At 35.9% G+C, this 26,503-nt stretch carries 22 protein-coding genes; 2 read left to right on the forward strand and 20 right to left on the reverse strand.

Going from position 1 to position 26,503, the window contains the following annotated elements:
- Positions 1-42: 42 nt before the first annotated feature.
- The 6 genes from gmd to AAHB15_RS17880 all read right to left on the reverse strand — a co-directional run bounded on the left by gmd (position 43) and on the right by AAHB15_RS17880 (position 5,533).
- The gene (gene gmd / locus AAHB15_RS17855) at positions 43-1,122 is read right to left on the reverse strand and encodes a GDP-mannose 4,6-dehydratase (protein WP_342042990.1); all 1,080 of its coding nucleotides are present in this window, start codon (positions 1,120-1,122) and stop codon (positions 43-45) included.
- An 18-nt stretch (positions 1,123-1,140) separates the two neighbouring features.
- Entirely contained in the window at positions 1,141-2,082 is a 942-nt protein-coding gene (gene fcl / locus AAHB15_RS17860; protein ID WP_342043022.1) for a GDP-L-fucose synthase, read from the reverse strand.
- A gap of 20 nt (positions 2,083-2,102) precedes the next feature.
- On the reverse strand, positions 2,103-2,780 hold the full coding sequence (locus tag AAHB15_RS17865; protein WP_342042991.1) for a sugar transferase: 678 nt from the start codon (positions 2,778-2,780) through the stop codon (positions 2,103-2,105).
- Positions 2,781-2,802: 22 nt separating this feature from the next.
- A complete protein-coding gene (gene galU, locus AAHB15_RS17870; RefSeq protein ID WP_342042992.1) occupies positions 2,803-3,696 on the reverse strand; it encodes a UTP--glucose-1-phosphate uridylyltransferase GalU in 894 nt (297 codons plus the stop codon).
- Positions 3,697-4,071: 375 nt separating this feature from the next.
- Positions 4,072-4,791, reverse strand: coding sequence for a CpsD/CapB family tyrosine-protein kinase (locus AAHB15_RS17875; protein ID WP_342042993.1), 720 nt, complete (start codon positions 4,789-4,791; stop codon positions 4,072-4,074).
- Complete coding sequence (locus AAHB15_RS17880; RefSeq protein WP_342042994.1) at positions 4,781-5,533, reverse strand: YveK family protein; 753 nt, start codon at positions 5,531-5,533, stop codon at positions 4,781-4,783. Before AAHB15_RS17880 ends, AAHB15_RS17875 begins: the two co-directional genes overlap by 11 nt.
- Before the next feature lie 393 nt (positions 5,534-5,926).
- Between AAHB15_RS17880 and AAHB15_RS17885 the strand changes: the two genes are divergently transcribed.
- Positions 5,927-6,910, forward strand: a complete 984-nt coding sequence (locus AAHB15_RS17885) for an LCP family protein (protein ID WP_342042995.1) — start codon at positions 5,927-5,929, stop codon at positions 6,908-6,910.
- Positions 6,911-6,983: 73 nt separating this feature from the next.
- On the opposite strand, the gene AAHB15_RS17890 is transcribed toward AAHB15_RS17885, so the two are convergent.
- The 3 genes from AAHB15_RS17890 to AAHB15_RS17900 form a co-directional block, all read right to left on the reverse strand.
- Positions 6,984-9,287 (reverse strand): triple tyrosine motif-containing protein, encoded by a 2,304-nt coding sequence (locus tag AAHB15_RS17890; protein ID WP_342042996.1) that lies wholly within the window; start codon positions 9,285-9,287, stop codon positions 6,984-6,986.
- Positions 9,288-9,465: 178 nt separating this feature from the next.
- Positions 9,466-11,472, reverse strand: coding sequence for a triple tyrosine motif-containing protein (locus AAHB15_RS17895; RefSeq protein WP_342042997.1), 2,007 nt, complete (start codon positions 11,470-11,472; stop codon positions 9,466-9,468).
- Positions 11,473-11,625: 153 nt separating this feature from the next.
- Positions 11,626-13,746, reverse strand: a complete 2,121-nt coding sequence (locus AAHB15_RS17900) for a triple tyrosine motif-containing protein (protein ID WP_342042998.1) — start codon at positions 13,744-13,746, stop codon at positions 11,626-11,628.
- A gap of 251 nt (positions 13,747-13,997) precedes the next feature.
- On the opposite strand from AAHB15_RS17900, the gene AAHB15_RS17905 reads away from it, so the two are divergent.
- Positions 13,998-15,275, forward strand: a complete 1,278-nt coding sequence (locus tag AAHB15_RS17905; RefSeq protein ID WP_342042999.1) for a cellulase family glycosylhydrolase — start codon at positions 13,998-14,000, stop codon at positions 15,273-15,275.
- A 40-nt stretch (positions 15,276-15,315) separates the two neighbouring features.
- Here AAHB15_RS17905 and AAHB15_RS17910 read toward each other — a convergent pair whose 3' ends face one another.
- The 11 genes from AAHB15_RS17910 to AAHB15_RS17960 form a co-directional block, all read right to left on the reverse strand.
- On the reverse strand, positions 15,316-16,743 hold the full coding sequence (locus AAHB15_RS17910; RefSeq protein ID WP_342043000.1) for a lipopolysaccharide biosynthesis protein: 1,428 nt from the start codon (positions 16,741-16,743) through the stop codon (positions 15,316-15,318).
- Positions 16,744-16,755: 12 nt separating this feature from the next.
- Entirely contained in the window at positions 16,756-17,841 is a 1,086-nt protein-coding gene (locus AAHB15_RS17915) for a polysaccharide pyruvyl transferase family protein (protein WP_342043001.1), read from the reverse strand.
- A 36-nt stretch (positions 17,842-17,877) separates the two neighbouring features.
- Entirely contained in the window at positions 17,878-18,888 is a 1,011-nt protein-coding gene (locus AAHB15_RS17920) for a glycosyltransferase family 2 protein (protein ID WP_342043002.1), read from the reverse strand.
- Position 18,889: 1 nt separating this feature from the next.
- The gene (locus AAHB15_RS17925; protein ID WP_342043003.1) at positions 18,890-19,984 is read right to left on the reverse strand and encodes an EpsG family protein; all 1,095 of its coding nucleotides are present in this window, start codon (positions 19,982-19,984) and stop codon (positions 18,890-18,892) included.
- A gap of 14 nt (positions 19,985-19,998) precedes the next feature.
- Positions 19,999-21,000, reverse strand: coding sequence for a glycosyltransferase family 2 protein (locus AAHB15_RS17930; protein ID WP_342043004.1), 1,002 nt, complete (start codon positions 20,998-21,000; stop codon positions 19,999-20,001).
- A 56-nt stretch (positions 21,001-21,056) separates the two neighbouring features.
- Positions 21,057-22,136 carry a glycosyltransferase family 4 protein gene (locus tag AAHB15_RS17935; RefSeq protein WP_342043005.1) on the reverse strand — a complete coding sequence of 360 codons (1,080 nt, stop codon included), beginning with the start codon at positions 22,134-22,136 and terminating at the stop codon, positions 21,057-21,059.
- A 98-nt stretch (positions 22,137-22,234) separates the two neighbouring features.
- The gene (locus AAHB15_RS17940; protein ID WP_342043006.1) at positions 22,235-22,909 is read right to left on the reverse strand and encodes a sugar transferase; all 675 of its coding nucleotides are present in this window, start codon (positions 22,907-22,909) and stop codon (positions 22,235-22,237) included.
- 19 nt (positions 22,910-22,928) lie between these two features.
- The gene (gene galU, locus AAHB15_RS17945) at positions 22,929-23,822 is read right to left on the reverse strand and encodes a UTP--glucose-1-phosphate uridylyltransferase GalU (protein ID WP_342043007.1); all 894 of its coding nucleotides are present in this window, start codon (positions 23,820-23,822) and stop codon (positions 22,929-22,931) included.
- 333 nt (positions 23,823-24,155) lie between these two features.
- A complete protein-coding gene (locus AAHB15_RS17950) occupies positions 24,156-24,917 on the reverse strand; it encodes a tyrosine-protein phosphatase (protein WP_342043008.1) in 762 nt (253 codons plus the stop codon).
- 100 nt (positions 24,918-25,017) lie between these two features.
- A complete protein-coding gene (locus tag AAHB15_RS17955) occupies positions 25,018-25,722 on the reverse strand; it encodes a CpsD/CapB family tyrosine-protein kinase (RefSeq protein ID WP_446715882.1) in 705 nt (234 codons plus the stop codon).
- Positions 25,712-26,458, reverse strand: coding sequence for a YveK family protein (locus AAHB15_RS17960; protein WP_342043009.1), 747 nt, complete (start codon positions 26,456-26,458; stop codon positions 25,712-25,714). The genes AAHB15_RS17955 and AAHB15_RS17960 overlap by 11 nt, the downstream gene beginning before the upstream one ends.
- Positions 26,459-26,503 lie beyond the last annotated feature (45 nt).

Consider the following 26,503-nt stretch of genomic DNA (forward strand, 5'->3'; position numbering starts at 1 on the left):
GACAGAAAAGAAATATTAATTTATTTCCCTTCTGTCATTAGCTTAGTCAAACATTTTCTTTACACGATTTTCTCTTGAAACTTTCTCTACATCATTACTAACCATTATCTTTACTAATCCCTCAAATGATGTTTTAGTAGGATTCCATTTTAATAAAGTCTTAGCTTTTGTAGGATCGCCTAACAATTGATCCACTTCAGCAGGTCTGAAAAATTTTGGATCAATATCTACTACAACCTCACCAGTAGCTTTATTAATGCCTTTTTCATTTACACCCTGGCCAATCCATTCAATTTCAACACCAACATGTTTGAAAGATAACTCAACAAATTCTCTTACAGAGTGCATTTCACCAGTGGCAATAACGAAGTCTTCTGGTTTATCATGCTGTAAAATCAACCACATACATTCTACATAATCCTTTGCGTACCCCCAGTCACGAAGGGAGTCAAGATTTCCAAGCGATAATTTCTTTTGTTTACCCTGTACAATCCGTGCAGTAGCAAGAGTAATTTTACGGGTAACGAATGTCTCGCCACGACGTTCTGATTCATGGTTGAATAAAATCCCGTTTACGGCAAACATATTATAAGATTCACGATAGTTCTTTGTAATCCAAAAACCATAAATCTTTGCTACTCCATAAGGTGAGCGTGGATAAAACGGTGTTGTCTCTTTTTGCGGTACTTCTTGAACTTTTCCGAATAGTTCAGATGTTGAAGCTTGATATACACGTGTTTTTTCGGTTAAACCCAAGATTCGGACTGCTTCAAGAATATTTAATGTTCCTTTAGCATCAACATCTAAAGTGTAACCAGGCATGTCAAAAGAAACACGAACATGTGATTGCGCAGCTAAGTTGTAAATTTCGTCTGGCCGAATTTCACCGATAATACGAGTAACGTTTAATGCATCAGTAACATCTCCATAATGAAGATGAAAGTTGCTATTGTTTAATAATGCATTTGCCTCCTCTTCTGTAAGAAGGTCTTCTAAACGCTCTTGATTATAGGAAGAGCTTCGGCGGATAATCCCATGCACCTCGTAGCCTTTTTCTAATAAAAATTCTGCTAAATAGGATCCGTCTTGTCCTGTTACACCTGTAATTAATGCCTTTTTCATTTTATCCTCCGATATATGTTAGTTTACTTTAGTTAATTGATTATCTAAAAACCATTGGTAAGCTTTCTTTAACCCTACTTCTAATGAAGTGGTTGCTTTCCAGCCTAATGAGTTTAACTTCGTTACATCGACTAATTTTCTTGGTGTTCCGTCAGGTTTTGTTGTATCAAATTGAATCTCACCGGTAAACCCAACTACATCTTTAATTTTTTCTGCTAATTCTTTAATAGGAAGGTCATCGCCAACCCCGATATTTACGATTTCATTACCAGAATAATTATTAATTAGATACACACATGCATCTGCAAGGTCATCAGAATATAAGAATTCTCGTTTAGGTGTACCTGTTCCCCAAACCTCAACAAATGGAGAATTGTTTTCCTTCGCGTCATGGAACTTACGAATTAATGCTGGTAACACATGAGATGTGTGAAGGTCAAAGTTATCATTTTCACCATAAAGATTGGTTGGCATAACTGAGATATAATCTGTACCATACTGGCGATTATATGATTGACACATTTTGATACCAGCAATTTTTGCAATCGCATAAGCATCATTTGTTGGCTCAAGCTCACCAGTTAATAGATACTCTTCTTTCAATGGCTGTGGCGCCATTTTAGGATAGATACAAGTACTACCTAGGAATAAAAGCTTTTTAACATCATTTCGATAAGCAGCATCAATGATATTAGTTTGAATTAAAAGATTATCACGGATAAAGTCAGCTGGGTATTCATTATTTGCTACAATACCGCCAACCCTTGCCGCTGCAAGAAAAACAAATTCAGGTTTTTCTTCGGCAAAGAATTGATCCACTGCATTTTTATCTCTAAGGTCTAATTCTTTACTCGTACGATACACTAAATTAGTATATCCTTTTTCTTCTAGTTTTCTAACAATCGCAGACCCGACAAGACCGCGGTGGCCAGCCACATATATTTTGGAGTTTGTATTCATCATATTTTTGTACCTCTTTCCTAAAATGCATCTTTCGAACCAAATAATACTAAGACCGTTTTGAGAATAATTTTTATATCAAATAATATAGAACGTTCACGAATATATTGAATATCTAGTTCCACCATTTCCTCAAACCCTAAACTATTCCTTCCACTTACTTGCCAAAGTCCTGTACAGCCAGGGGCAACGAATAACCTCTGTTTGTCATGGTTGGAGTATATGGCCACTTCCCTTGGAAGAGGAGGACGCGGTCCCACCAAGCTCATTTCCCCTTTAACCACATTGAATAGCTGCGGGAGTTCGTCGATACTTGTTTTCCTTACGAACTTCCCCACTTTGGTAATGCGAGGGTCTTCTTTCATTTTGAACATGGCACCAGATACTTCGTTATACTTTAACAGTTCTTGTAATCTTTCCTCCGCATTAAAGACCATCGAACGGAACTTATACATTTTAAATTCTTTGCCATTCAAACCAACACGCTTTTGCGAGAAAAATACTTTTCCTTTGGGGTCTTCAATCTTGATTAACAAGGCGATAACTATAAATAGAAGACTCAAAAATATAATTCCACATGAAGCACCGATGATATCAATCAATCTCTTAACAATTAAGTAGAATTTCCGGTTATTAACCGGAAACTTGGCATTTTGTTTCTCTAAATATACAACATCTTGATTTGCTAAATCAGGCAACCTGGACCCCTTCCTTCTCTATCTATAAGATGACTTTTTCTTTATCTAAAGTAGAAACGAGATTTTTCAAGTAATCAATCATGTCATCATGGAGGTCTTTATGCTGCAAGGCAAATTCTACAGTTGTTTTGACAAAACCAAACTTTTCACCCACATCATACCGTTTCCCTTCGAAATCATAAGCAAATACTCTTTGAATCTGATTTAATTTTTGAATCGCATCTGTTAATTGGATTTCTCCGCCAGCGCCTTTTTCTTGCTCTTCAAGGAACATAAAAATTTCTGGGGTCAATATATATCGGCCCATAATTGCTAGATTCGATGGGGCTGTACCTGGTTTTGGCTTTTCTACAAAGTTGTTAACCTGATATAATCTTCCGTCCTGTGAAGAAGGATCAATAATCCCATAACGGTGCGTCTCTTGATCAGGTACAGATTGAACGCCAATAACAGAAGAGAAAGTCTCTTCGTACTGATTAATTAACTGACGTAGGCAAGGTGTCTCGCCTTGAACAATGTCATCGCCTAAAAGAACCGCAAATGGCTCATTTCCAATAAAGTTTCTTGCACACCATACCGCATGTCCAAGTCCTTTAGGTTCCTTTTGGCGGATATAATGGATATCTGCTAGATTCGTTGCAAATTGAACCTTTTCTAGCAGATCAAATTTTTTCTTTCCAATTAAGTTTTCCTCTAGCTCCATTGCCATATCGAAGTGATCCTCGATGGCACGCTTGCCTTTACCTGTAACGATTATAATATCTTCAATACCTGACGCTACTGCTTCTTCAATTATGTATTGAATAGTCGGCTTATCAACGATTGGTAACATTTCCTTCGGCATTGCCTTTGTTGCTGGTAAAAATCTAGTCCCTAGCCCAGCTGCAGGGATGATTGCTTTTCTAACTTTCTTCAAACCATATACCCCCCAATTTTCATTTGTTTATCTACTGAACTCTTTGCTCCATTAAAGTACTGGGGCAAAAAAATAAATACCTAATGGAATTGCAAGCGAATTCATCCGCTTATTCTTTCATTAGATATTTACTAGTTTTAAATGGGCATCTAACCCGTCCTCACATCATGCTATTGACGACACGCGTCTAAGGCCTTTTCTATGACCCACAGTATGACCGAGTGCCCCCATGGATAACGGACAGGGGAGCCTCGCCGTTCAGGTAATTCATCCTGAAATTGATGTTTAGTAAAGTTTGCAGCTTTTGTTCGACACCTTATTAAAATACTCTTCCTAGTCTTTTTGGAGTCAGAACCCCTTAAATGGAGCCCTGAACTAATTTTTTTTGCTGCTAGAGCCGCCATAATAATAGTAGTATCCACCTTGTTCCGCTTCTACCTGGTTAAGGACTACGCCTAGTAATTTAGCTTTTGCGTTTTCTAGTAAATCTTTGCTTTTTTTACCATGGTCAATTTCCGTTTTCCCACTCAGGACAACTAGAACAGATCCATCACATTGGTTAGCCATGATTTGTGGATCTGCAACAGCTAACAATGGCGGAGTATCAAATAAAATCATATCAAACTCTTCTTTTGCTTCTACGATAAACTGCTCCATCGATTTGGAACTCAATAGTTCTGCTGGATTCGGGGGAGTAGGTCCACTGGTTAGCAAGAATAAGTTTTCTTCTTCCGTTTGTTCTATTGCTTTTAATAAAGTCTTTTGTTTTGTCAGTACAGTGGTAAACCCAAATGTATTATTCACATTAAAGATATAATGTAAGGTAGGTTTCCGTAGATCGGCATCGACAATTAATACTTTTTTTCCTTGTTGAGCAAATACAACGGCTAAATTTGCAATTGTCGTAGATTTCCCTTCTCCGGGTTCTGAAGAAGTTACCATAATAGTCCTTAATTCCTCATCTACCGATGAATATTGAATATTCGTTCTAAAAGAGCGAAATTGCTCCGTAATCGGTGACTTTGGGTTAAGACTTGCCACTAGTTTATTTTTATTTACTGAATGATTTGTAAGTTTCTTCTTTTTAAGAGCCAAAATTTTCACTCCTTGCTGCTGTTCTTTTTGAACTTCCTCGATTGAAATCAACTGATTTCGACTCGTCTATTTTCGAAATCAGACCGATGACTGGAAGTCCTAATTCATTTTCGATATCCTTTTCCGTTTTTAGGGTCCGATCAAAATAATGTAGTAAGAATGCAACCGCTACTCCAGCCATTAAACCAACCACAAGAGCAATGGCAATATTCATTAATGATCGAGGTTTAATCGGCGATAGGTCTACCTTTGCATAGTCAAGGATATTTACATTATCTATTTTCATAATTTTTACGATTTCCGCTTGGAAAACCTCTGCTGTCGTATCTGCTATTTTTGCTGCTTGTTTAGCATTAGCATCCTGTACGACGATTGTTATGACTTGCGAATTCTCCGTACTTGCAATTGAAATTTCATTGTTTAATTGTGCCGATGTAATACCAGTACCAAGCTTATCAGCAACCTTATCAAGAATCGCAGTACTCTTAATAATTTCGTTATAGGTATCAATCAATTGTAAATTCCCTTGTACCTCTGACTGTAAATTGGATGAATTTTGTGTTGTTAAGTCACTTTTCGTTTGGTTAATTAATAATTTTGTCGATGATTGGTAAATGGGGGTTAAATAAAAAAAGCTGACCAGTGCCATCAAAATACCAGCTACGATGGTTATAGCAAGTATTAAGAACAGCCGTTTTCTTAATAGTTGTAATATTTCTTTTAAATCAATTGTTTCTTCCATGATGTCCTCCCTGTTTTATAAAACGTGCAAAATGATTGTATCATAAATTGTCATATTTTTAACATTTGTGTCACATTAAATGCTCTTTATCTATTAAACACCTTTTTGTAAGAAAATTGAAGGGGTATTAGGAATTTTGAATTAATTTTTTTACAATTTTTATAAAGATGAATACCCATTCAGGGGCGATGGTCTCTAGGAATATTGACATTCAGCAAAATAACGCTTACTATTTACCCACAAATTTCCAATTTTGATTCGTGAATTTTCTACAAATATTACGTATTACCAATTTAATTATATTGAACCGAATCTCCAAAAATAGTAAGATTAGTCAGTAATTATAAGTCTAAATTAATAATCAAGTTCATATAAAATACATCGGAGGAAAAAATGAAGAAAAATGGAAGAAGAAAGTGGATAATTCTTGGCTTTAGCATTCTAGGAATCTTTGTTTTAGGAGTTGCTGCATTTGGATATGAATACTATCAATTACAGCCTAAGAATCATTTTGCAACGGTACCTGTAGTGGGAGCAAAGAAGACATCTGGTTCCACTGCCGCGGATGAAAATGTTGAAGTAAAAACACCTGTATTTAATGTGCTTTTAATAGGATCCGATCAAAGAAAAGGCGATAAATTAGGACATTCTGATTCAATGGTCCTAGTTCATGTAGATTTAAATAAAAATAAGTATCAAGCAGTCAGCATTCCTCGTGATACCCGTGTCCACTTAGATGGCTATGGGTACACAAAACTAACAAGTGTTCAGTATATCATGCAAGCTAAACATGGCTCTCAAAAAGGTGTAGAAGCTGCGGTTGAAGCTGTTAGTGAATTTATGGGTGTCCCTATTAATTATTATGTCGAAACCAACTATTGGGGCTTTCAATCAATGGTTGATGCATTAGGCGGAATCAAAATGGAAGTACCTTTCGATGTGAAACTAACTCATCCATGGTATGGTGAGAATCAAAACAAAGTAATTAGTGCTGGTACTCATTCATTTGATGGAAAAATGGTCGCAGAGGTTGTCCATGAGCGTTATTCCCTTAAAAACGGTGAATACGGGCGCCAGCAATTACAAGAAGAGGCGCTAAAAGGAATTGCAAAAAAAGCTCTAAGTCCTAGCAATATTACAAAATTGCCAGCCCTTGTTAAAACGATCCCGCAATTTGTAATTGCTACTAATATGTCGACATCTGATATGTTAAGCCTTGGACTAACTGCAAAGGATTTCGATCCAAAAACACAGTTGGCTTATCACCAAATACGTGGTGAAAGTAAGAAGCTTTACGATGATATATTAGAAGCAAACAACTATCAAATTGTTATTAACCAAGAACAGGTAAAATATATAACTAATAATTTTCAGTAATAAATAGACAAAAGCTACCATCGGCAATCATAATTATGTGATTGCCGATGGTAGCTTTTTTAATTTAACTATCTTAATCTACACGATAAATCATTTCTGTCCGAGCTTCAAAATAATAATTCGATCCTGAATTATATTTGTTCTTTGAATGAACAATTATGGTGTAAGTCCCTGGCTTTGTTGGGGTCCATGCCACTGAATCATTACTGCTATACTCCTGCAGGGTTGTGAGGTTACCCTGTTCGTCTCTAATATAGAAACGATATTCTGGATTTGGACTTCCTTGTGATTCTGCCTTGATACTGATAGCGGTACCCGCTAATTGAGGGGACAGCTTACTTACCAGCATACTTACCTGCGTCACTTTTGCCGAATTCACCTTGTAGACTATTTCTGTCCGAGCTTCATAGTAACTACTCGATCCAGTTTTATATTTGTCCTTCGCATGGACAATAATCGTATACGTTCCTGGCTTTGTTGGGACCCATGTCGCTGTATCATTGCTGCTAAAATCCTGTAGGGTCGTTAGATTCCCCTGTTCGTCTCGAATATAGAAACGATATTCTGGGTTTGCACTGCCTTGTGACCCAGCTTTTAAACTGATGGTTGTGCCTTCCACCTGTGGTGATAACTTGCTGGCAAGCACTGAAACGCTTGATACTTTTCCAGCATTAATCTTATAGACCATTTCACTGCGAGCTTCGTAATAATTATTGGCTCCGGATTTACTTTTATCCTTTGCATGAGCAATGATGGTATACGTTCCTGGTTCCGTTGGTGTCCATGTCGCTGTATCACTGCTTCCATATTCCTGAAGGGTAATCAGGTTACCTTTTTCATCTTTAACGAAGAATCGATATTCTGGATTTGGACTTCCTTGTGAGGATGCCTTTATGCTAATAGAGGTTCCCGCCAATTGTGGAGAAGGTTTGTCCACTGTTAATCCAACGCTGGTCACTTTTGCTGGTTCTACCTTATAGATCATTTCTGACCTTGCTTCATAGTAGTAGTTTGAACCAGACTTACTTTTATCTTTTGCGTGAACAATGATCGTATATGTTCCCTCTTTTGCAGGTGTCCATACCGCTGTATCACTTGATCCATATTCCTGAAGAGTTGTCAGGTTTCCTTTTTCATCTCGAATCATAAAACGGTACTCTGGAGTGTCACTGCCATCTGAAGTTGCTTTTAATTGGATGTTCGAACCTGCTTTTTGTGGACTTGGAAGATCCGTTGACAGAGTAACCGAATTCACTTTTGAGGGCTCATTTTTAACTGTAAAGCCAAGTGTATAATCCTGTCCGTAGTAGTAGAATTTTGAATTTCCGGCTTTATCCTGTAAGGCAATAGCCGAAATTTCCCACGTTCCGCTTTCAGCATTTATATTGGTTGGAATCGATCCATACCATCTGCCTTGCGTATCCCTTGTCCGGCTTATCGTTGAATAGGTTTGGTTACCAGAAGGACTTTTAATCTGATACCATATATAATCTACTCCAGATAAATCATCTGTTGTCGTAATATAAATCGTATTACTTTCTCCTGCTTTGATTTCCGTTTTACCCAACTCCACTTTTTCCAATACTGGGGCTGTTGCATCTCCATTCTCATTGTTTACTATAAAATTTGCTATATAATCCTGTCCGTAGTAGTAGAATTTTGAATTTCCGGCTTTATCCTGCAAGGCAATGGCCGTAATCTTCCACGTTCCGCTTTCAGCATTTATATTGGTCGGAATGGATCCATACCATCTGCCTTGCGTATCTCTTGTCCGGCTAATCGTTGAATAAGTTTGGCTTCCAGAAGGACTTTTAACCTGATACCAGATATAATCTACTCCAGATAGATCATCTTTTGTCGTAATATAGATTGTATTACTTTCTCCTGCTTTGATTTCCGTTTTACCCAACTCCACTTTTTCCAATACCGGGGCTGTTGCATCGCCATTCTCATTGTTTACTATAAAGTTTGCTGTATAATCCTGTCCGTAGTAGTAGAATTTTGAATTTCCGGCTTTATCCTGCAAGGCAATGGCTGTAATCTTCCACGTTCCACTTTCAGCATATATATTTGTTGGAATCGACCCATACCATCTGCCTTGCGTATCTCTTGTACGGCTGATCGTTGAATAGGTTTGGTTCCCAGAAGGACTTTTAACCTGATACCAGATATAATCTACTCCAGATAAATCATCTGTTGTTGTGATATAGATGATATTACTCTCCCCCGCTGTTATTTCTGAATTGCTTAGCTCCACCTTTTCTAATGCTGGCGGAGTCGCGTCAGAATCAGCAAAAGATCGATGAGGTAAAGCTATGCTGGTTAATATTGAAATTACCAGCAGTAAAATGAAAACTCTACTAGAGCCCGTCTTCATATCCCCTTTTTCACTCCCCTTTATAAATTACAATTCCTAGAATTTTACCATCCTAATATTACTATTGGATCCCCTATTATTCTACAAAAATTTTACAATTCGTCACTAGAAAAATATAACAAAAAAACGCCCTTCCCTGTTGGAAAGACGTTCTAACATAAATGACTAACTAGTAAAATTATTCTATTTTATAGACAGCTTCTGTTCGAGCTTCATAGAAATAATTTGCCCCAGATATACTTTTATCCTTTGCATGGACGATAATCGTATAAGATCCTGCTTTGGTTGGTATCCATGTGGTAGTATCCCCTATCCCATACTCCTGCAATGTTGTAAGGTTACCACTAGCATCTTTAATAAAGAATCGATACTCAGGTTCCGGACTTCCTTGTGAAGAAGCCTTAAATATAATGGTGCTGCCTGCCAACTGAGGGCTGGCCTTGTCTGTCTGTAAATTCACACTCGTTACTTTGGCTGGGCTTACTTTATACACCATCTCTGTGCGTGCTTCATAATAGCTATTAGCACCGGATTTATTCTTATCCTTGGCATGAACAATAATCGTGTAAGTCCCAGCTGCTGTTGGTGTCCATGTCGTTGTTTCACTGCTTCCATATTCTTGAAGGGTCGTAAGGTTTCCTTTTTCATCTCGAACATAGAAGCGATATTCTGGAGTTGGACTACCTTGTGATTCTGCCTTAAAATTGATTATTGTTCCTGCTACCTGTGGAGAAGGTTTACTTGCAGACAACCCAACACTGGTTACTTTAGCAGGATCTATTTTGTAATTCATTTCTGCCCGAGCTTCATAGTAATAATTAGTTCCTGTTTTACTTTTGTCCTTTGCGTGGACAATGATAGTGTATGTTCCTGCCTTTGTAGGAGTCCAAGTATACGTATCTGGACTTCCGTATTCCTGGAGAGTCGTCAAGTTTCCTTTTTCATCTCGAAGAAAAAAACGATACTCTGGCATATCACTTCCTTTAGAAGTGGCCTTCAAAATAATAGGCGTTCCTGCTTTTTGTGAACTTGGGAGACTTACGGTAAGGTTAACTGTATTAACTTTAGTATTTATGCTCTTCACAACAAAATCCGCGGTATAATCTCGTCCATATGTATAATACTTTGTATTCCCCGCATTATCTGTTAATGAAATGCTTTCAATCTTCCATTTTCCAATTTCCGAATTTGCATTGATTGGAATGGAACCATACCATCTTCCTTGTCCATCGATATTCCAGATATTTGCACCATATGCCTGGCTTCCCGATGGGCTCACCGCTCTAAAAGAAACATACTTTACTCCTGAAATCTCATCCATTGGAGTAATGTAGATTAGGTTATTTTCTCCTGCAAAAAGGGCGGTTTTTCCAAGCTCCACTTTTTCTAATGTTGGAGGCTTTAAATCAACATTTAGGCTATTAACAAAAAAATCTGCTGTATAATCGGTTCCATAATAATAATACTTAGTATTTCCAGCATTATCTGTTAATGATATTGAATCAATCTTCCATAAACCACTTTCAGAATTATTATCTATTGGAATAGACCCATACCATCTACCTTGCCCATCGATATTCCAGATATTTGCTCCATATGCGTGTTTTCCTGAAGGGCTTTCTGCTCTAAAGGATACATACTTAATACCGGAAATTTCATCTTTCGGTGTAATATAAATGGTATTACTTTCTCCTGCAGACATGTCAGTTTTACTAAGCTCTACTTTCTCCAATATGGGAGCTGTTATGTCTGCATTAGGACTATCCACAATAAAATCTGCAGTATAATCTTTCCCATAATAAAAGTACTTGGTATTGCCCGCATTGTCTGTCAATGATATACTATCAATCTTCCATGTACCACCTTCGGAATATTCATTGATAGGAATTGTTCCATACCACCTTCCTTGGCTGTCAACTGACCAAATGTTTGCTCCATATGCATGCTTTCCCGATGGGCTTTCCGCTCTAAAAGATACGTACTTTATACCAGAAATTTCATCTTTTGGCGTAATATATATTGTGTTAGACTCACCAGCAGATATTTCTGTTTTGGTAAGTTCTACTTTTTCTAATGTTGGCGGGGCAGTATCTACTTCAGCTAGAAATTTTTGAGGCAATGCCAAACTGATTAATATTGAAAGTACCAATAATGAAATGAAAACTCTTCTAGGCTTTTTCTTCATCTACTCACCTCTTATGTAATTTAAATATTACTATTTACCTATATTACTATTTATATAATAAACTTTTCTACAAGATTTTTCATATTAACATTAATAAAACGCCTTTCGAATAAGAAAGACGTTTTGGTTTAACGTGTATTAAACTATTAAAAGCTAATTGATTTTATAAATTACTTCTGTTCGGACTTCATAGAAATAATTTGCCCCTGACTTACTTTTATCCTTCGCATGGACGATAATCGTATAAGTTCCTACTTTTGTTGGTGTCCATGTGGCCGTATCCCCTATTCCATACTCCTGCAATGTTGTAAGGTTTCCACTAGCATCTCTAATCATGAATCGATACTCAGGTTCCGAACTTCCTTGCGAAGTAGCCTTTAATACAATGGAGGTGCCTGCCAACTGTGGGCTGGCCTTGTCTGCCTGTAAATTAACACTGATTACTTGGGCTGGACTTACTTTGTACACCATTTCTTTTCGCGCTTCATAATAGCTATTCGCCCCGGATTTATTCTTATCCTTCGCATGAACAATAATCGTGTACGTTCCTGCTTTTGTTGGTGTCCATGTCGTTGTATCACTGCTTCCATATTCTTGAAGAGTCGCCAAGTTTCCTTTTTCATCTCGTACATAGAAGCGATATTCCGGAGTTGGACTGCCTTGTGATGCAGCTTTCAATTGGATAGACGTGCCTGCCATTTGAGGCGTTGGCTTATCCGCCTGTACATTCACACTGGTTACCTTCCCACTCACCTGGTAGGTCATTTCTGTCCGTGCTTCATAATAGGTACTTCCACCGGACTTATTCTTATCTTTAGCATGAACAATAATCGTGTAAGTACCCGCTGTGGTTGGTGTCCATGTCGTTGTATCACTGCTTCCATATTCCTGAAGAGTTGTTAGGCTGCCTTTTTCATCTCGTACATAGAACCGATATTCCGGAGTTGGACTGCCTTGTGACTCAGCTTTCAACTGGATGGTAGTCCCTGCGTTTTGAGGCGCTGGCTTATCTGCCTGCACATTTACACTGATTACCTTCCCGTTTACCTGGTAGGTCATTTCGGTCCGAGCTTCATAGAAGGTATTCCCACCAGACTTACTCATATCCTTGGCATGGACAATGATGGTGTAAGTTCCAGGCTTAGTCGGTGTCCAGGTTGCTGAATTACTTGCTCCATATTCCTGCAGCGTAGTAAGATTTCCTGCCGCATCCTTTACATAAAACCGATAATCCGGGTTGCTGCTCCCAGTTGATGTTGCGGTGATATCCACTGAAGTACCAACAACTTGCGGACTTACCTTATTGGCAGCAACACTTAAACTGGTTACTTTTCCTGCTTTCATAATATAAGCAGAAGATATATAACCTGCATACTTGTTATCCAAGCTTTTCACTGGATACCACACAAATTGATTTTCATTGTCTTCTGATTGATCATAAGTAAAATTTCCATCAATCGTTAGGATGGTATTCTTAGCGAGTGTAGTCCCATCGGATAATTTACTTGCTCTTGACCTTAAACCCACACCATCCTCTGTTACAAACACGCTGTCTCCAGTCTGAAAGTGATAGTTAGAAGTATGTAATCGATCCGATAATATATATTCCAACTTTTTGAATACAATATTTTCATCACTGTTTGGATCATAATCAAAGTCAGCTGTACTAAAAGGGTATTGCCCCAATTTAGTATCACCTAAAAAATCGTTTTGTTCCACAAGGGCTAAGACCTTCTCCTGATAGGCATCTGTATTTCTTTCTCCCGTTGCCTGATAAAGCGGACTGTTGATAGGTTTCGTTCCGTTATAAGCCATGATTGGAAAATACCAATTTTCAATAACTTCTTGCCCTGCACCCTTTATCTTCGGTAAATCTTTTCGGCCGTACATATAACTCAGAATATCGATCCCTGCTTGGATATTATAGTAGATGTCATTTTTTAAACTCTGTTCGTCATATCCTGTTTGATTCGTAATTTGCATAATACCAATTCCGCCATCAGGAGAAACTAAAGGCTGTCCGTTCTCAAATTGCCTCCAATCGCTTTCCTTTGCAGCCACCGCCTTGACAACTTCAGGAGGGATGTTTGCTGCTAATGCTGCATTTGTCAATAAACAGTTCAAATGCTGAAAAGCGGGATTTTGATTGGGTTGAATCTCTCCATATGCTGCACATTTGGATGCCCATGTCTCTGCTGCTGAGGCTTCTTTGTAAAAGAAACCTAAGAAAATGATGCCAGTCAATAGTCCTACTCTTAGTAAAATTACTTTCAACCATTAAGCCTCCATTCTATTAATATAATTTTCTATCATCTATTTTAACATTAATTTACTTTTAAATTAATAAATCAATCTATTATTAAAGAAAAGGATTGCACTTGTTACTATAGTCCTATTTAGGACCATAGCGTCTAAAATTTTCAAATTGTATGTTATGATAGATGACAGAACTGTCAATCCATTGGGAGTTTATTTATCCATGTAAAGGATAAAAATGCAGCAGTGATATAGGGGTTAAGAGAAGAATGAAATTTAAAATGTTAAGAAAATTAGTTGTGGTACCTATTATTATTTTTATGATTACCTTAGCAGGATGCAGCGAAAAAGAAAATCCTACGAAATTAGACACCCATAAGGTTATACCCAAGACGTTACCAAATACGTTTGGAGTAAGTATGCATGGAGAGTTGAGTAAGCAGGATATACAAAAAATGAAGGCAGCCAATATCAAGTGGGTTCGAATTGACCTCACATGGCGGGAAATTGAAAAAAAGAAAGGCCACTATAAATTTGAAAGATATGATGAATTAAACAAAACTTTGATAAAAAATCATATCAGGCCCTATTATATACTTGATTACTCCAATAAACTTTACGAAGATAAAACAGCCATTTTAACAGAAAAAGGACGAAAGGCTTTTAGTAATTATGTGAAAGCTGTTGTAAGTAGATATAAGAATCAACAGAGTGTATGGGAAATCTGGAATGAACCCAATCATCCATCCTATTGGAATGAACAGACAAGTTATGTTAATTACAGTCTTTTAGTGGATCAAGTCGCACCATTGATCAAACGTTATGATAAAAGTGGATTAGTGGTGGCTCCTGCTTTATCAGGAACCTCCGCAGAGCCGCTTGACTGGTTAGAAAACTTTTTAAAGCGGACGAAGGTCCTTTCAAGTCTAGATGCTATATCGGTTCATCCGTATAATAATATGAAACCGGAAACGGTTCTTCGTGATTACCAAAAAATAAAGAGTCTTGTCAAGAAATATTCAGACAAACCGCTTCCTATTTTCTCTGGTGAATGGGGGTTTGCGGTGAATTCCTATTCAGGGAATTTTGTAATCAACGAACAAAAACAAGCCGAGTTTCTAGTTAGGATGCTTACTCTAAATGCTTCAGAACAAATTCCCATAAGTATTTGGTATGACTGGAGAAATGACGGTGTAGATTCGACTACCAAAGAACATAATTATGGTTTACTAAAGAATAATTATCAGCCAAAATCATCGTATCTGGCCTACTCGAATTTAACCAAGCTTTTAAATGGATATCGATATAGTAAACGAATCACAAACAACATCCATCAAGACGACTATATTTTTGAATTTGTAAATAAAGAGAAAAAGAAGATCTATATTTTCTGGACCACCAATCCTACCCATCGAATCACATTATCCCTTCCTTCGGGAACAGGAAAATTCGTGACCCTTTATGGAAAAGAACAGTCAGTAAAGTGGCCAAACGATCAAATTCATTTGCAACTATCCTCCATACCAGCTTATCTGGTGATAGAATAACAAAACAAGGCAGCGTCTTCGGACGCTGCCTTGTTAACTTTTAAGCCTTTATTTTGTTAAGAAACTTAAGCTTACTAAAAAGTACATCTTTTACTTTTAATAATAGCATTTTATTATAAAAAGCAAATATAGCTAATGCTAGGACAAATAAAACAATCTGTAAAACGGTGTTTTCATAATAATATAAGAATACATAAACGGTCGTAAGAACCGATAACTCCACCAATGTTTTAATATCAATCTGGATTTTAAAGTATTTCCTTGTATTGTACATTCTCGCCGCCCACATCATTAAAAAGGCTAACATGGTAGACACAGAAGCACCTTGAATCCCGATGACTGGTATTAAAGCAATATTAAAGATTAAATTTACTACGGCCCCTAGTACCGATGTATAAAAGGATCCCATGGTCTTTTCTGAACTTAAGTAGCTGGCTCCATAAAAAGATGAGAATCCCGAAAATATTGTTGCTAAGTAAAGGAAAGGAATATACTTCCAAGAGATAAAATAGCTTTCATCCACTAAAAATTGCATTAGAAACTTCGTCATGGAAAGAAAGATAATGACGCCCGTAAATTGAAAGGTAATGTAATAATTAAACATCTTGGTATAGAACTCATTATTTCCTTTCGATTTGGCCTCCGTGATGACCGACTCCTGCCATGCTAACGAAAAAATTGTATTCAGCATCAGGAGAATCGAAGGAAATTTATTGGCAATGGCATATAATCCGTTCGCATCCATCCCAATATAGTGGTTTAATAACGTTCGATCCGAAACATTCATGACCCACCAGCTTATAATGTTTGGAATTAAAGGTAGGGAGAACTTGATTAACTTTCCATTATAATCCTTGCTTACATATTTAAAACTAAAATACTTGGATAATCGTAGTTTGTATTCTACATAAATAAAAGTTATAACCGAAGCAAGAATATTGGAGTAAATTAATCCTTTGACTTCCATACCCATGTAAATGATAAAAAACAGGTTAGATGCTAAAGAGACAATCGTAAAGATTACACCAGAAACAGAATACAAGATATTTTCCTTCAGTCCCCTAGCCGTTTGAATCCAAATCGTATAGAGCACTAAGGTATCGAGCTGAAGTAAAAAGAGATACTTATAATCAAAATCAATAAACTGGAATAAAACCACCGCAAGTACATTTAAAATAATTAAATTACGCAGCATAATATGAAAGGAATTCGTTATTATTTTTGAAGATTCCAGCCTATCGTTTGAATCTAATAAATACCGATAGAGTGCATCCGTAATCTGAAACGTAACAAGCGGTAATAGCAAGGTTATATAAGAAGTGACCAAGTCAAAATAACCAAATTGTTCTGTATTTAAGTAATGTGTATATAATGGAATGATTAAAATCCCAAGGAACTTTGAACCAAAATTACCAATCAGGTATATGATGGAATTTTTAACTAACGTTTTCTCTCTACCCATGATCATTTTCCTTACTCATTATTTGGATACATATTGATCCAATACTTCAAAATGTCTTTCTGCATCCTTCACTTGTTTCGCAACATCGATCAAATTGGTCTGCATTCCTTCAAAGATATCTTCCGGCTTCAACTCACCAATATTTTTCAATTCCGCATAAAGTCCATTAAACCCAACATCTGTCATCACATTGGTCATCTTTTTACTATACACAATTGGGAAGACAGGTTTATTATAAATCCAACCTAAAATCATGGAATGGAATCTAGTAGCCACAATAAAATTTGCTTTTCCTATGATCTCTAAAGGTTCCTCAATATCTAATTTATACGAGTAGGAATCAACCTTATTTAAGTATTGCTTTGGAATCAAACTCGTAATTTTTTCTATTGCCTCCACGTCACCTTGATATTCACAGAATGACATCAGCGTCACTCGATAACCCTTTTCAATAAAATAGACCGCTGTATCCTTCATTTTTTGATAATAAATTTCATCAAAATGAGATAGTTCTTCTCGGAAGGATGGCTTGATTACAGATATGACGATATTTTTATCTTCTTCCCTCAAAGGTTGAGTCTTTAATTGAAAGATGATATCATCTGCAACCCTAACATTGTCGAGGTCCTTAAATAATTCATAAGAATGTTTTTCCCTAAAACAGATATCCGCATATTGTTTAAATAATTCTTTATATTTATTGTAGAATTGCTGATCGGAAAACGGTCCAAAATTGGCACCTAGAAGGAAAAACGGTTTATCTTTGATCATCATACTTTTTGTGTTTTCTAGGTGTTTATTCCAGTTATCTTCTTGGATAAATAGAGAACCGCCAATATAGACCGCACCATCGCAGCCATTGGCTGCTAGACTGCGGAAGAAATTAGGAACCTTAAATTTTCTAAGGATGAAGTTCGTTCCTCTGATAACAAGTAAATCACTGGGGGAAAAACTAATATTCTTTATGTTTTTAAATAGTTCTTTGTATTGTCTTGGTGCATATAAGACGAATTCTGTGTTCGGATATCGTTCACACAGAATCTTTATAAATAAATCATCGCCTAGATTAAACTCTGTATAAGCATGAATCATTACTTTTTTCATTTTTTCAATCCTTTATTTTCTACCATATTGTTTGATTTATCCATTGGGGCTGAAACGTTTTTTCATCTTGAACATATATTTATAGAAATTATTAATGGTGACCCATGTAAAACGTGACGTTTTATAAAGATGTTTTTTAAGTAAAGAGAAAATGGCTTTTTCTATTATCGTTTGTTTACCTGTTTTCTCTAAATAATATTTATTGGATTCCCACTGTGGGAATTTATTATTCATATAATCCAAGGCCTTTTTCAGTGCGTTACTATCCAGTTCTTTATAGACCAAAATTTTACGTAACACTAAACCAAGCATTAAATGTTTGATATAAAGAGATTCGAGTTGTTCCTTTTCAACCTTCCCGTCCAATGCAGCATAAACCAATTCCAGCATCTTGATAATATCCATATTCTTTTCATTGTTTAGCTGATGGGATTGCGAATCCGTTCTTGTAAAATCATAATTGTACAATGCTTCATCAAGTTTGGCCCTTTTGCCATTCAATCCCACAACGATTGGTACGATTCCCAAGTCCTCATACCAGACTCCTTCAGGAAACGAATAACCCTCCCATACTTTCTTAGCGTACATTTTATTCCATGGGTGGGATTGGCTATCCGCTAATTCTAACCCTGCCTTTTCATAGACAACATGACCTATTTTGACCGTATTCCAATCAAAAATGACGATATCTGCCTTCGTCTGGATGGCTTTTTTTACACATTTTTCGACACAGTCCAAATTGATCCAGTCATCACTGTCCACAAAAAGGACATATTCCCCACGGTATATGGATAAACCATGGTTTCTAGCATTTGCTTGTCCGCCGTTTTCCTGGGATATCAAAATAATCCGGTCGTCTTTATGACTATAGGTTTCGGCAATCTCTAATGAACGATCAGGTGAGCCATCATTAATAATGATGATTTCTAAATTTTTGTATGTTTGACCAACAACGGAATCCAAACAACGATTTAAATACTTTTCTACGTTATAAACTGGAATAATTATTGATACTAAAGGCTCCAGAATAATTCTCCTCTCTTCCATCCTAGAAAATCAATAAAATAGAGCTATAAGGAACTACTCCATCTCCATTTTTTAAAAGTACGGAAATCATTCTGAAAATAAATATTAAAGCAATGACAACCTTAAAGATATTTTTGTTAAAATCAGTTTCCTGTATATTAATAAATCTAGGAAATATAATGATTGAAAATAAGTCAAAAAGATAAGAAAGTCGTTCAACAAGAGTTGAAAAAGGCATAAAGCTATTAAATAAGAAATAAAATAAGAATATTTTATCGATCCAGTCGATATTTTCATTTAATTTGGATTTTCTAAAGATATATACAAACGTCACAATCCAATAAAATAAATAAAACAATCTATTATTAAGTCCTCGTTCAGCCCCTTCTGCGAAAATGGAGAGTTCTGAACTAGAATACTTTTCATAAAAGAAACTATTCAATTTTAAAACGGAAGTAAAAATTTCAGATTTAAGACTATCAGGCAGCCCAAAAAAGGACAGAAAACAAATACCGAGAATAATTAAATATCCTTTGGTTTCAAACTTTATAATATTTAACAGAAATAACGGGGCAAATAAAAGTGAACTATTATGCATCGCTATCGCTAATATATAAATTAAAATACTCAAGTATATTTTTTTATACTTATAAAATAAAACAAGTGCAAAAATAACAAGTGAGATCGAACTAAATTGTCTAAATGTATTCATACTAGAAAAAAAGCTATATGAGCCTAGAAGTATAAGTAATGAAATATACTTGTAAGGAGAAAATAAACGAATTAAGAGATAAACAGCAGACATATATAATAACGCATTAAATGCTAAAAACCACTGATAATTGATATGAAGCTTTCTTGATAAATCACTAATGGATGAGAATAGCCAACCAAGATTTAATTCTCTTTCCACCCCAGAAAGATAGATTCCATTATAAAGGACATAGTCCGTTCCAATTCCATGTCTCAATGCAGAAAAAGAAAAGAGGACTAGACACGAAAATAATAAATATACATTTGGATTGATGACGATCCGATCTTGTATTTGAATGATGTCTTGGTCAGTGTATATCCCAATCAATATTATTAATAATATAAGATAAATATATATTTGCATTCTTTCTCCTCAAATCAACTTCTCTTAATGTTTTTCTGAACTAAAAACATAATGGTACTCATCGTGCTGAACATATTTTTACCCAGACGATCCAGAGAATGAATATATCCATTACCTAAGCGATTAATAAAATAATCGGAGTTCTCAAGCAACAACTGATTTTCTTTCCAATTCGGAAATTTCTCCACGACGATTCTTCTTGTTTCTTTCATTTTTTTAAAGAAGCCCATGAAATTAAACTTAAAAAACTTTAATTGTCTATACATATTCGACCACATCAATAACTTCACATATTGATAACATAGGCCATCCTTAACCTCTTTGGTCAAAAGATTTTTATCTTTATAATATGAGTAGGTGTCGTCTAAGACTTCATAAATGTTATTTATTTTAGGAGAAATAGTTGTTAGAATACTTCCATCTCTATTTTTTCTGTACATATATAACGGCTTATTAATATAGGTAAAGTCATTCACATCATATAATAATTTATAGATAGTCCCTACATCCTCATAGATTTTCCCTTTTGGAAATTTAACTTGATCAAAAAAGGATGCTTTATATACCTTGTTCCAGGCACTTGGCTGAACCGTCCATAAGGAATCTGGATTATCTATCCCCTTCACGGTTGCATGGGGTTGATCATCAATAATATCCATCCAGTCAAAAACAATCATATCTGGATCAGACTTCAATGCATTTACTACTTCAGTAAAATACTCTTCACCAATAAAATCATCACTGTCTATAAACGTAACATAGTCATATTTCACGTATTGAAGGCCGAAGTTCCTTGCATCTGATAAACCGCCATTTTCCTTGGTTACGTAACAAAAATTCGAATGCTCTTTTGCAAACTCTTCTGCTATTTCTCCAGATTGGTCTTTCGTACCGTCATTTACAAGGATCACTTGAATATTTGAAAAGTCCTTCATACTTGTAACAATTGATTCTAAACAGTGCTTAATGTATTTTTCAACATTATAAATTGGAATAATCACACTTACTCCATTCATTTATACAATCTCCTTAACCAAGATTCGTGCTTTTGCACCAACCTTGGGTATTTTTACTATTCTTTTCGTACTTCTTTATAGAGTTCGACAATCGATTTGTTCATTTTTTCACTTGTGAACATTTCCAAATACCTTTGATAACTTTTCTCACCCATATCCTTGAGAGTTTCTTTAGAAACATTATCCAATATCTTTTTTAAAGTATCCAGGTGATCTAAATCAAATACATATCCACAAGCTTTATTTCCAACTACCTCTGGTAAGGCCCCTTTATTACTTACGATGGCTGGCTTTTTATTTCTCATCGCTTCTACCGCAACTAAGCCAAAACCTTCCCAGCGAGATGGCACAATCAAGGCATCTACCTTTTGTATATATTCGTCTATTAAAGAATTATCCACTTTACCTATAAAATGGACATTATCCGGGTAGACAAACTCTGTTTCTTTCGCGATTACACTTTCACCAATCACATACAACTCAATTTGATTTGTTATATAAGTAGAAAAAAAGGTAAGCAATAAATCTAACCCTTTTTGTTTATCAAATCTGCCAATAAACAATAAATTAATCTTATTGTTATTCACTTCAAAATTGGCATGATTTCCTGCAGCTTTCTTTTCGGAAATTCCATTATAAATTAATGTAATTTTATCCTTATCAATCTTTCTTTCGATTGCCGTCTGCATTTCGAACTTTGAAATGTCCGTTATTCGATCTGCTTTGGCGACTAAAGCCTTTTCGGCTAATGCAAAGATATCTTTCTTCACGTCTGCTGTTTCTTGATTAAATGCCCAGCCATGGGGCGTATAAATTACCTTCCACTTTTTGCTTTTCTTTAAAAGGCGGAAAGCAAATCCCGCGAATGTACTATGCAAATGTACTACATCAGGATTGATACTTTCCACGATTCTTTTTAACTTAAAAGGTAATAAGAAAAGATTTTTAAGACATCTTCTATAGGAATATCTTTTGATATTCTGTTTTGGAATAAAACTAAATGTTTCTGAATTATAGTCGCTAACGGCTAAATAAACATTATCTTCACCAAATTCATTCTGTTGAAAGTGGATTACTTCCTCAAGGTAGGTAGCAACTCCACCCTTTGCATACTCTCCAATGTGTAAAATACGCATTTTTTCTCCTAACTTGTGTTTTACTAATGTATTCTCTGGCAGCAACCTTACTATTCAAAATCACTTGTAATAACCATTTCATTGTAAATCCACACTATTTAGAATGCATTTTTCGAACCAAACAATACTAATACCGTTTTAGCAATGATTTTCACATCAAATAATACGGTTCTACTCTGAATGTATTGTATGTCTAATTCCACCATTTCTTCAAAACCGACACTATTTCGTCCGGTGACTTGCCAAAGACCTGTACATCCTGGAACGACTAATAAACGTTGTTTATCATAATCGGAATATTCAGCTACCTCTCGTGGAAGCGGCGGACGGGGTCCAACTAAACTCATATCCCCTTTTAATACATTAAAAAGTTGTGGAAGTTCATCAATACTAGTTTTCCGGATAAATTTCCCTATCCTTGTGATTCGTGGATCGTCCTTCATTTTAAACATAGCACCGGACACTTCATTATATTTTAAGAGTTCCTTTAGTCTTTCCTCTGCATCTGAAACCATGGAGCGGAATTTATACATTTTGAATTCTTTTCCATTTAATCCGATTCTCTTTTGGGAAAAGAAAACTGAACCCTTTGGATCTTCCAATTTAATAAGAATAGCTACCATAATAAATAGCAAACTTAATACAAGGATTCCACATAACGAACCGATGATATCAATCGTCCTCTTTGCTGCTAAGTAGGACTTTTTCTCTTTTGATAGATTACCTAAATCTTTAACTAGATAAGTTGCCTCTTGATTCGCTAATTCAGACACTCTTGACCTCTTCCTTCCCTTATAACATTACTTTTTCTTTTTCTAATGAAGAAACTAGATTTTTTAAATAATCTATCATGTCATCATGAAGGTCTTCATGTTGAAGTGCGAATTCCACAGTTGTTTTAACAAATCCAAATTTTTCACCAACATCATATCTTTTGCCTTCAAAATCATAAGCAAACACTCTTTGAATCTGATTCAGTTTTTGAATGGCATCTGTTAATTGAATTTCGCCGCCTGCTCCTTGTTCTTGTTGATCAAGGAACATAAAGATTTCTGGAGTTAAAACGTATCTGCCCATAATGGCTAAATTCGAAGGCGCTGTGCCTGCTTTTGGTTTTTCAACAAAATTATTCACCTGATACAATCTACCCTCTTGTGAAGCAGGATCAATAATACCATAGCGATTTGTTTCTTGTTCAGGAACTGTTTGAACACCAATAACTGAAGAAAAAGTCTCTTCATATTGATCAATCAATTGGCGTAAACAAGGAGTATCACCTTGAACAATGTCATCTCCTAATAGGACAGCAAAAGGTTCGTTTCCAATAAAGTTACGCGCACACCACACTGCATGTCCAAGTCCTTTTGGTTCTTTCTGACGGATGTAATGGATATCTGCTAGGTTCGTAGCAAATTGAACTCTTTCCAAAAGATCAAATTTCTTCTTTTCTTTTAAGTTTTCCTCAAGCTCCATCGCCATATCAAAATGGTCTTCGATGGCACGCTTCCCCTTACCAGTAACAATGATAATATCTTCAATTCCGGCTGCCACAGCTTCTTCTATAATATATTGGATCGTTGGCTTATCAACGATTGGTAACATTTCTTTTGGCATAGCTTTTGTTGCTGGTAAAAATCTAGTTCCAAGACCTGCTGCTGGTATAATTGCTTTTCTTACTTTTTTCAACTTAATTCCCCCATATTTAAGATTCTATCTATTAAACTCTTTCGCCCTTCAAAGAAAAGGACAAAAAAATAAATACCCAATGGAATTGCAAGTGCTTTCAGACGTGCCTTTTCATTAGATATTTATGTTGTTTTTATATTTAAAGCGGGCATCTAACCCATCCTCACACCATGCTATCGACGACAAGCATCTAAGAATGAGGATATGGATCCTCTTCCCAAAGCATGGTCGAGTGCCCCCATAGATAACGGACAGGGAGCCTCGCCGAATTAGGTATAACCTAATTTAGATAATAAGTATATTTGTGTCAGCCTAATCGGTTGTTAACTTTACTTAAAAGAAAATAAACTTCTTTTTCTTTCTAATTGGCATCGGGATTTCCTTCATAATATTTTTCCCTTCAACAAGCAAGTCCGCATTCTCTTTAAATAGATAAAGATAATCAGTTCCATATTCTTGTTCTATGAAATCGAAAGCTTCCATCATTTTGAAGGTACGATTATTAATATTATGGGCATCAGAAGCAATAAAGTGAGTTAAATTTGCCTCTATTATTTGCATAGAAAAGCTCTTGATTTTTTTACCAAAATAACCGCACAGACTTGATGCTGTAACTTGGGTTAAGGCACCCTTTTCAACCAATTTATAGAGTAACTCAGGCTTTTCTATAAGTTCTGAATTTCTTTCAGGATGGACAATAATTGGGGTTAACCCTTTTAATTGAATATCGAATAATAGTTGTTCCGCATATCTAGGGACATGGTTTGAGGGAAATTCAATAAAAAGATATTGGCTATTATTTAAAGTCTGAATCTCATTTTTTTCAAAATCTTCAATAATATCACCATAAATCCGGGGCTCTTGCCCTGGAAGAATCGTAACATTAACCCCTGCATCCTTTAATGCCTGGTTTAAATCGGTCACTTTGGTTACGATTAAATCTTTACGGTTATTATATTGATTATTTAGATGAGGGGTGGCGATAATGGTACGAATCCCTTCTTCTTCAGCTTCCCTAGCCATCGCTATACTGTCTGAGAGATCTTTTGCTCCGTCGTCAATCCCTGGCAATATATGACAATGAATATCCACCATGGTACACACACCCTCCCAATTTTTTGACAATATCAAACAACTTTTTTTATGGTAACACTATACCTACATAAGGTAAAGAGGTGAAAATTGTCGAAACTTGTTACTTTTCTCCATAATAATAGTAGTAATTTGTTTCTTTCATTTCCTTATTATTTAAAACGACACCTAACAATTTACTTTGTGCTGCATCAAGCAGTTCTTTCGCTTTCACTAAATGATCTTTTATCGTTTTCCCACTGGAGACTACTAAAATTGTACCGTCGCATTTATTCGCTAACAGCTGAGCATCAGTTACTGCTAGCAATGGTGGGGTATCAAATAGCACCACATCAAAAACTTCTTGTGCATCCTTAAAAAACTGCTCCATTGCTTTTGAGCCTAGCAATTCTGCTGGATTAGGCGGTATAGGACCGCTTGATAGTACAAAAAGATTCTTTTCATTTGTTCCTTCGGCAGCCTTTTCTAGAGTCATCTGCTTCGATAAAACACTTGTTAAACCAAATGTATTGGTCTGATTAAAAGTATAATGAGCTGTTGGTTTTCTTAAATCTGCATCTACAAGCAATACTTTTTTACCTTGTTGGGCAAAAACAATGGCTAGATTGGCTGCGGTTGTGGATTTACCCTCTCCAGGACCTGTTGATGTAACCATTAAAGTCCTTACTTCACTATCTATGGAAGAGAATTGAATATTCGTTCTAATGGTTCGGTACTGTTCTGAAATAGGTGACTTCGGATCAAACATAGTAATGAGATTTCTTTTATTATTCATTATAGGTTTTCTATTATTTTTTTTAAGAGCCAATGGTCTCACCTCTTAATCTACTATTTCCTTCAGAACTTCTTTTCCTATTATTTACTTTTGAATTATCCATCTGTGTGATTACACCTAATACTGGCAACCCTAGAAGTCTTTCAATTTCTTGCTCTTCTTTCACTGTATTGTCAAAGTACTCAAGAAGTAACGCTAACCCTACCCCAACCATAAGACCCACTACCAATGCCATCGCAATATTGATTAATGGTTTTGGTTTAATTGGAGATAGTTCTTTCGTCACAGTCGCTTTTGCTAGGATACTAACATTATCAACGTTCATAATTTTTACAATTTCTCTTTTAAACACTTCCGCTGTTTTATTGGCAATCTTTGCAGAAGTCGCAGCATTTTCATCGGCTACAGCTAGGTTAACTACTTGAGATTCTTTTTCGTTTTGAACTGTAATTTTTTCATTTAGTTCAGCAACAGTCATATTTAAATTCAAGTCTTTAATAACTTTCTCAAGAACTGCGGGACTTTTTATAATGACATTGTAGGTATTGATTAATTGAAGATTGGTTTGTACCTCATTATATTGGTAAGTGGTTTTATCACTCTTAGCCTGATTCACAAGCAATTGCGTGGACGTCTGATAAATAGGTGTTAAGAAAAAATAACTAATCAGGCCACTGATTAATATGGCAGCAAATGCAATACCCAATATTAAACTTAGTCGTTTTCTTAATATACCCAACAACTCTTTTAAACCTAAGGTTTCTTTCATGTTGTCCTCCCTTTATTCTTCGAAAATAAACCAAATGTTATTATA

This window comes from Bacillus sp. OTU2372 (genome assembly GCF_038440275.1).
Taxonomy (GTDB): Bacteria; Bacillota; Bacilli; order Bacillales; family Cytobacillaceae; genus Neobacillus; species Neobacillus bataviensis_B.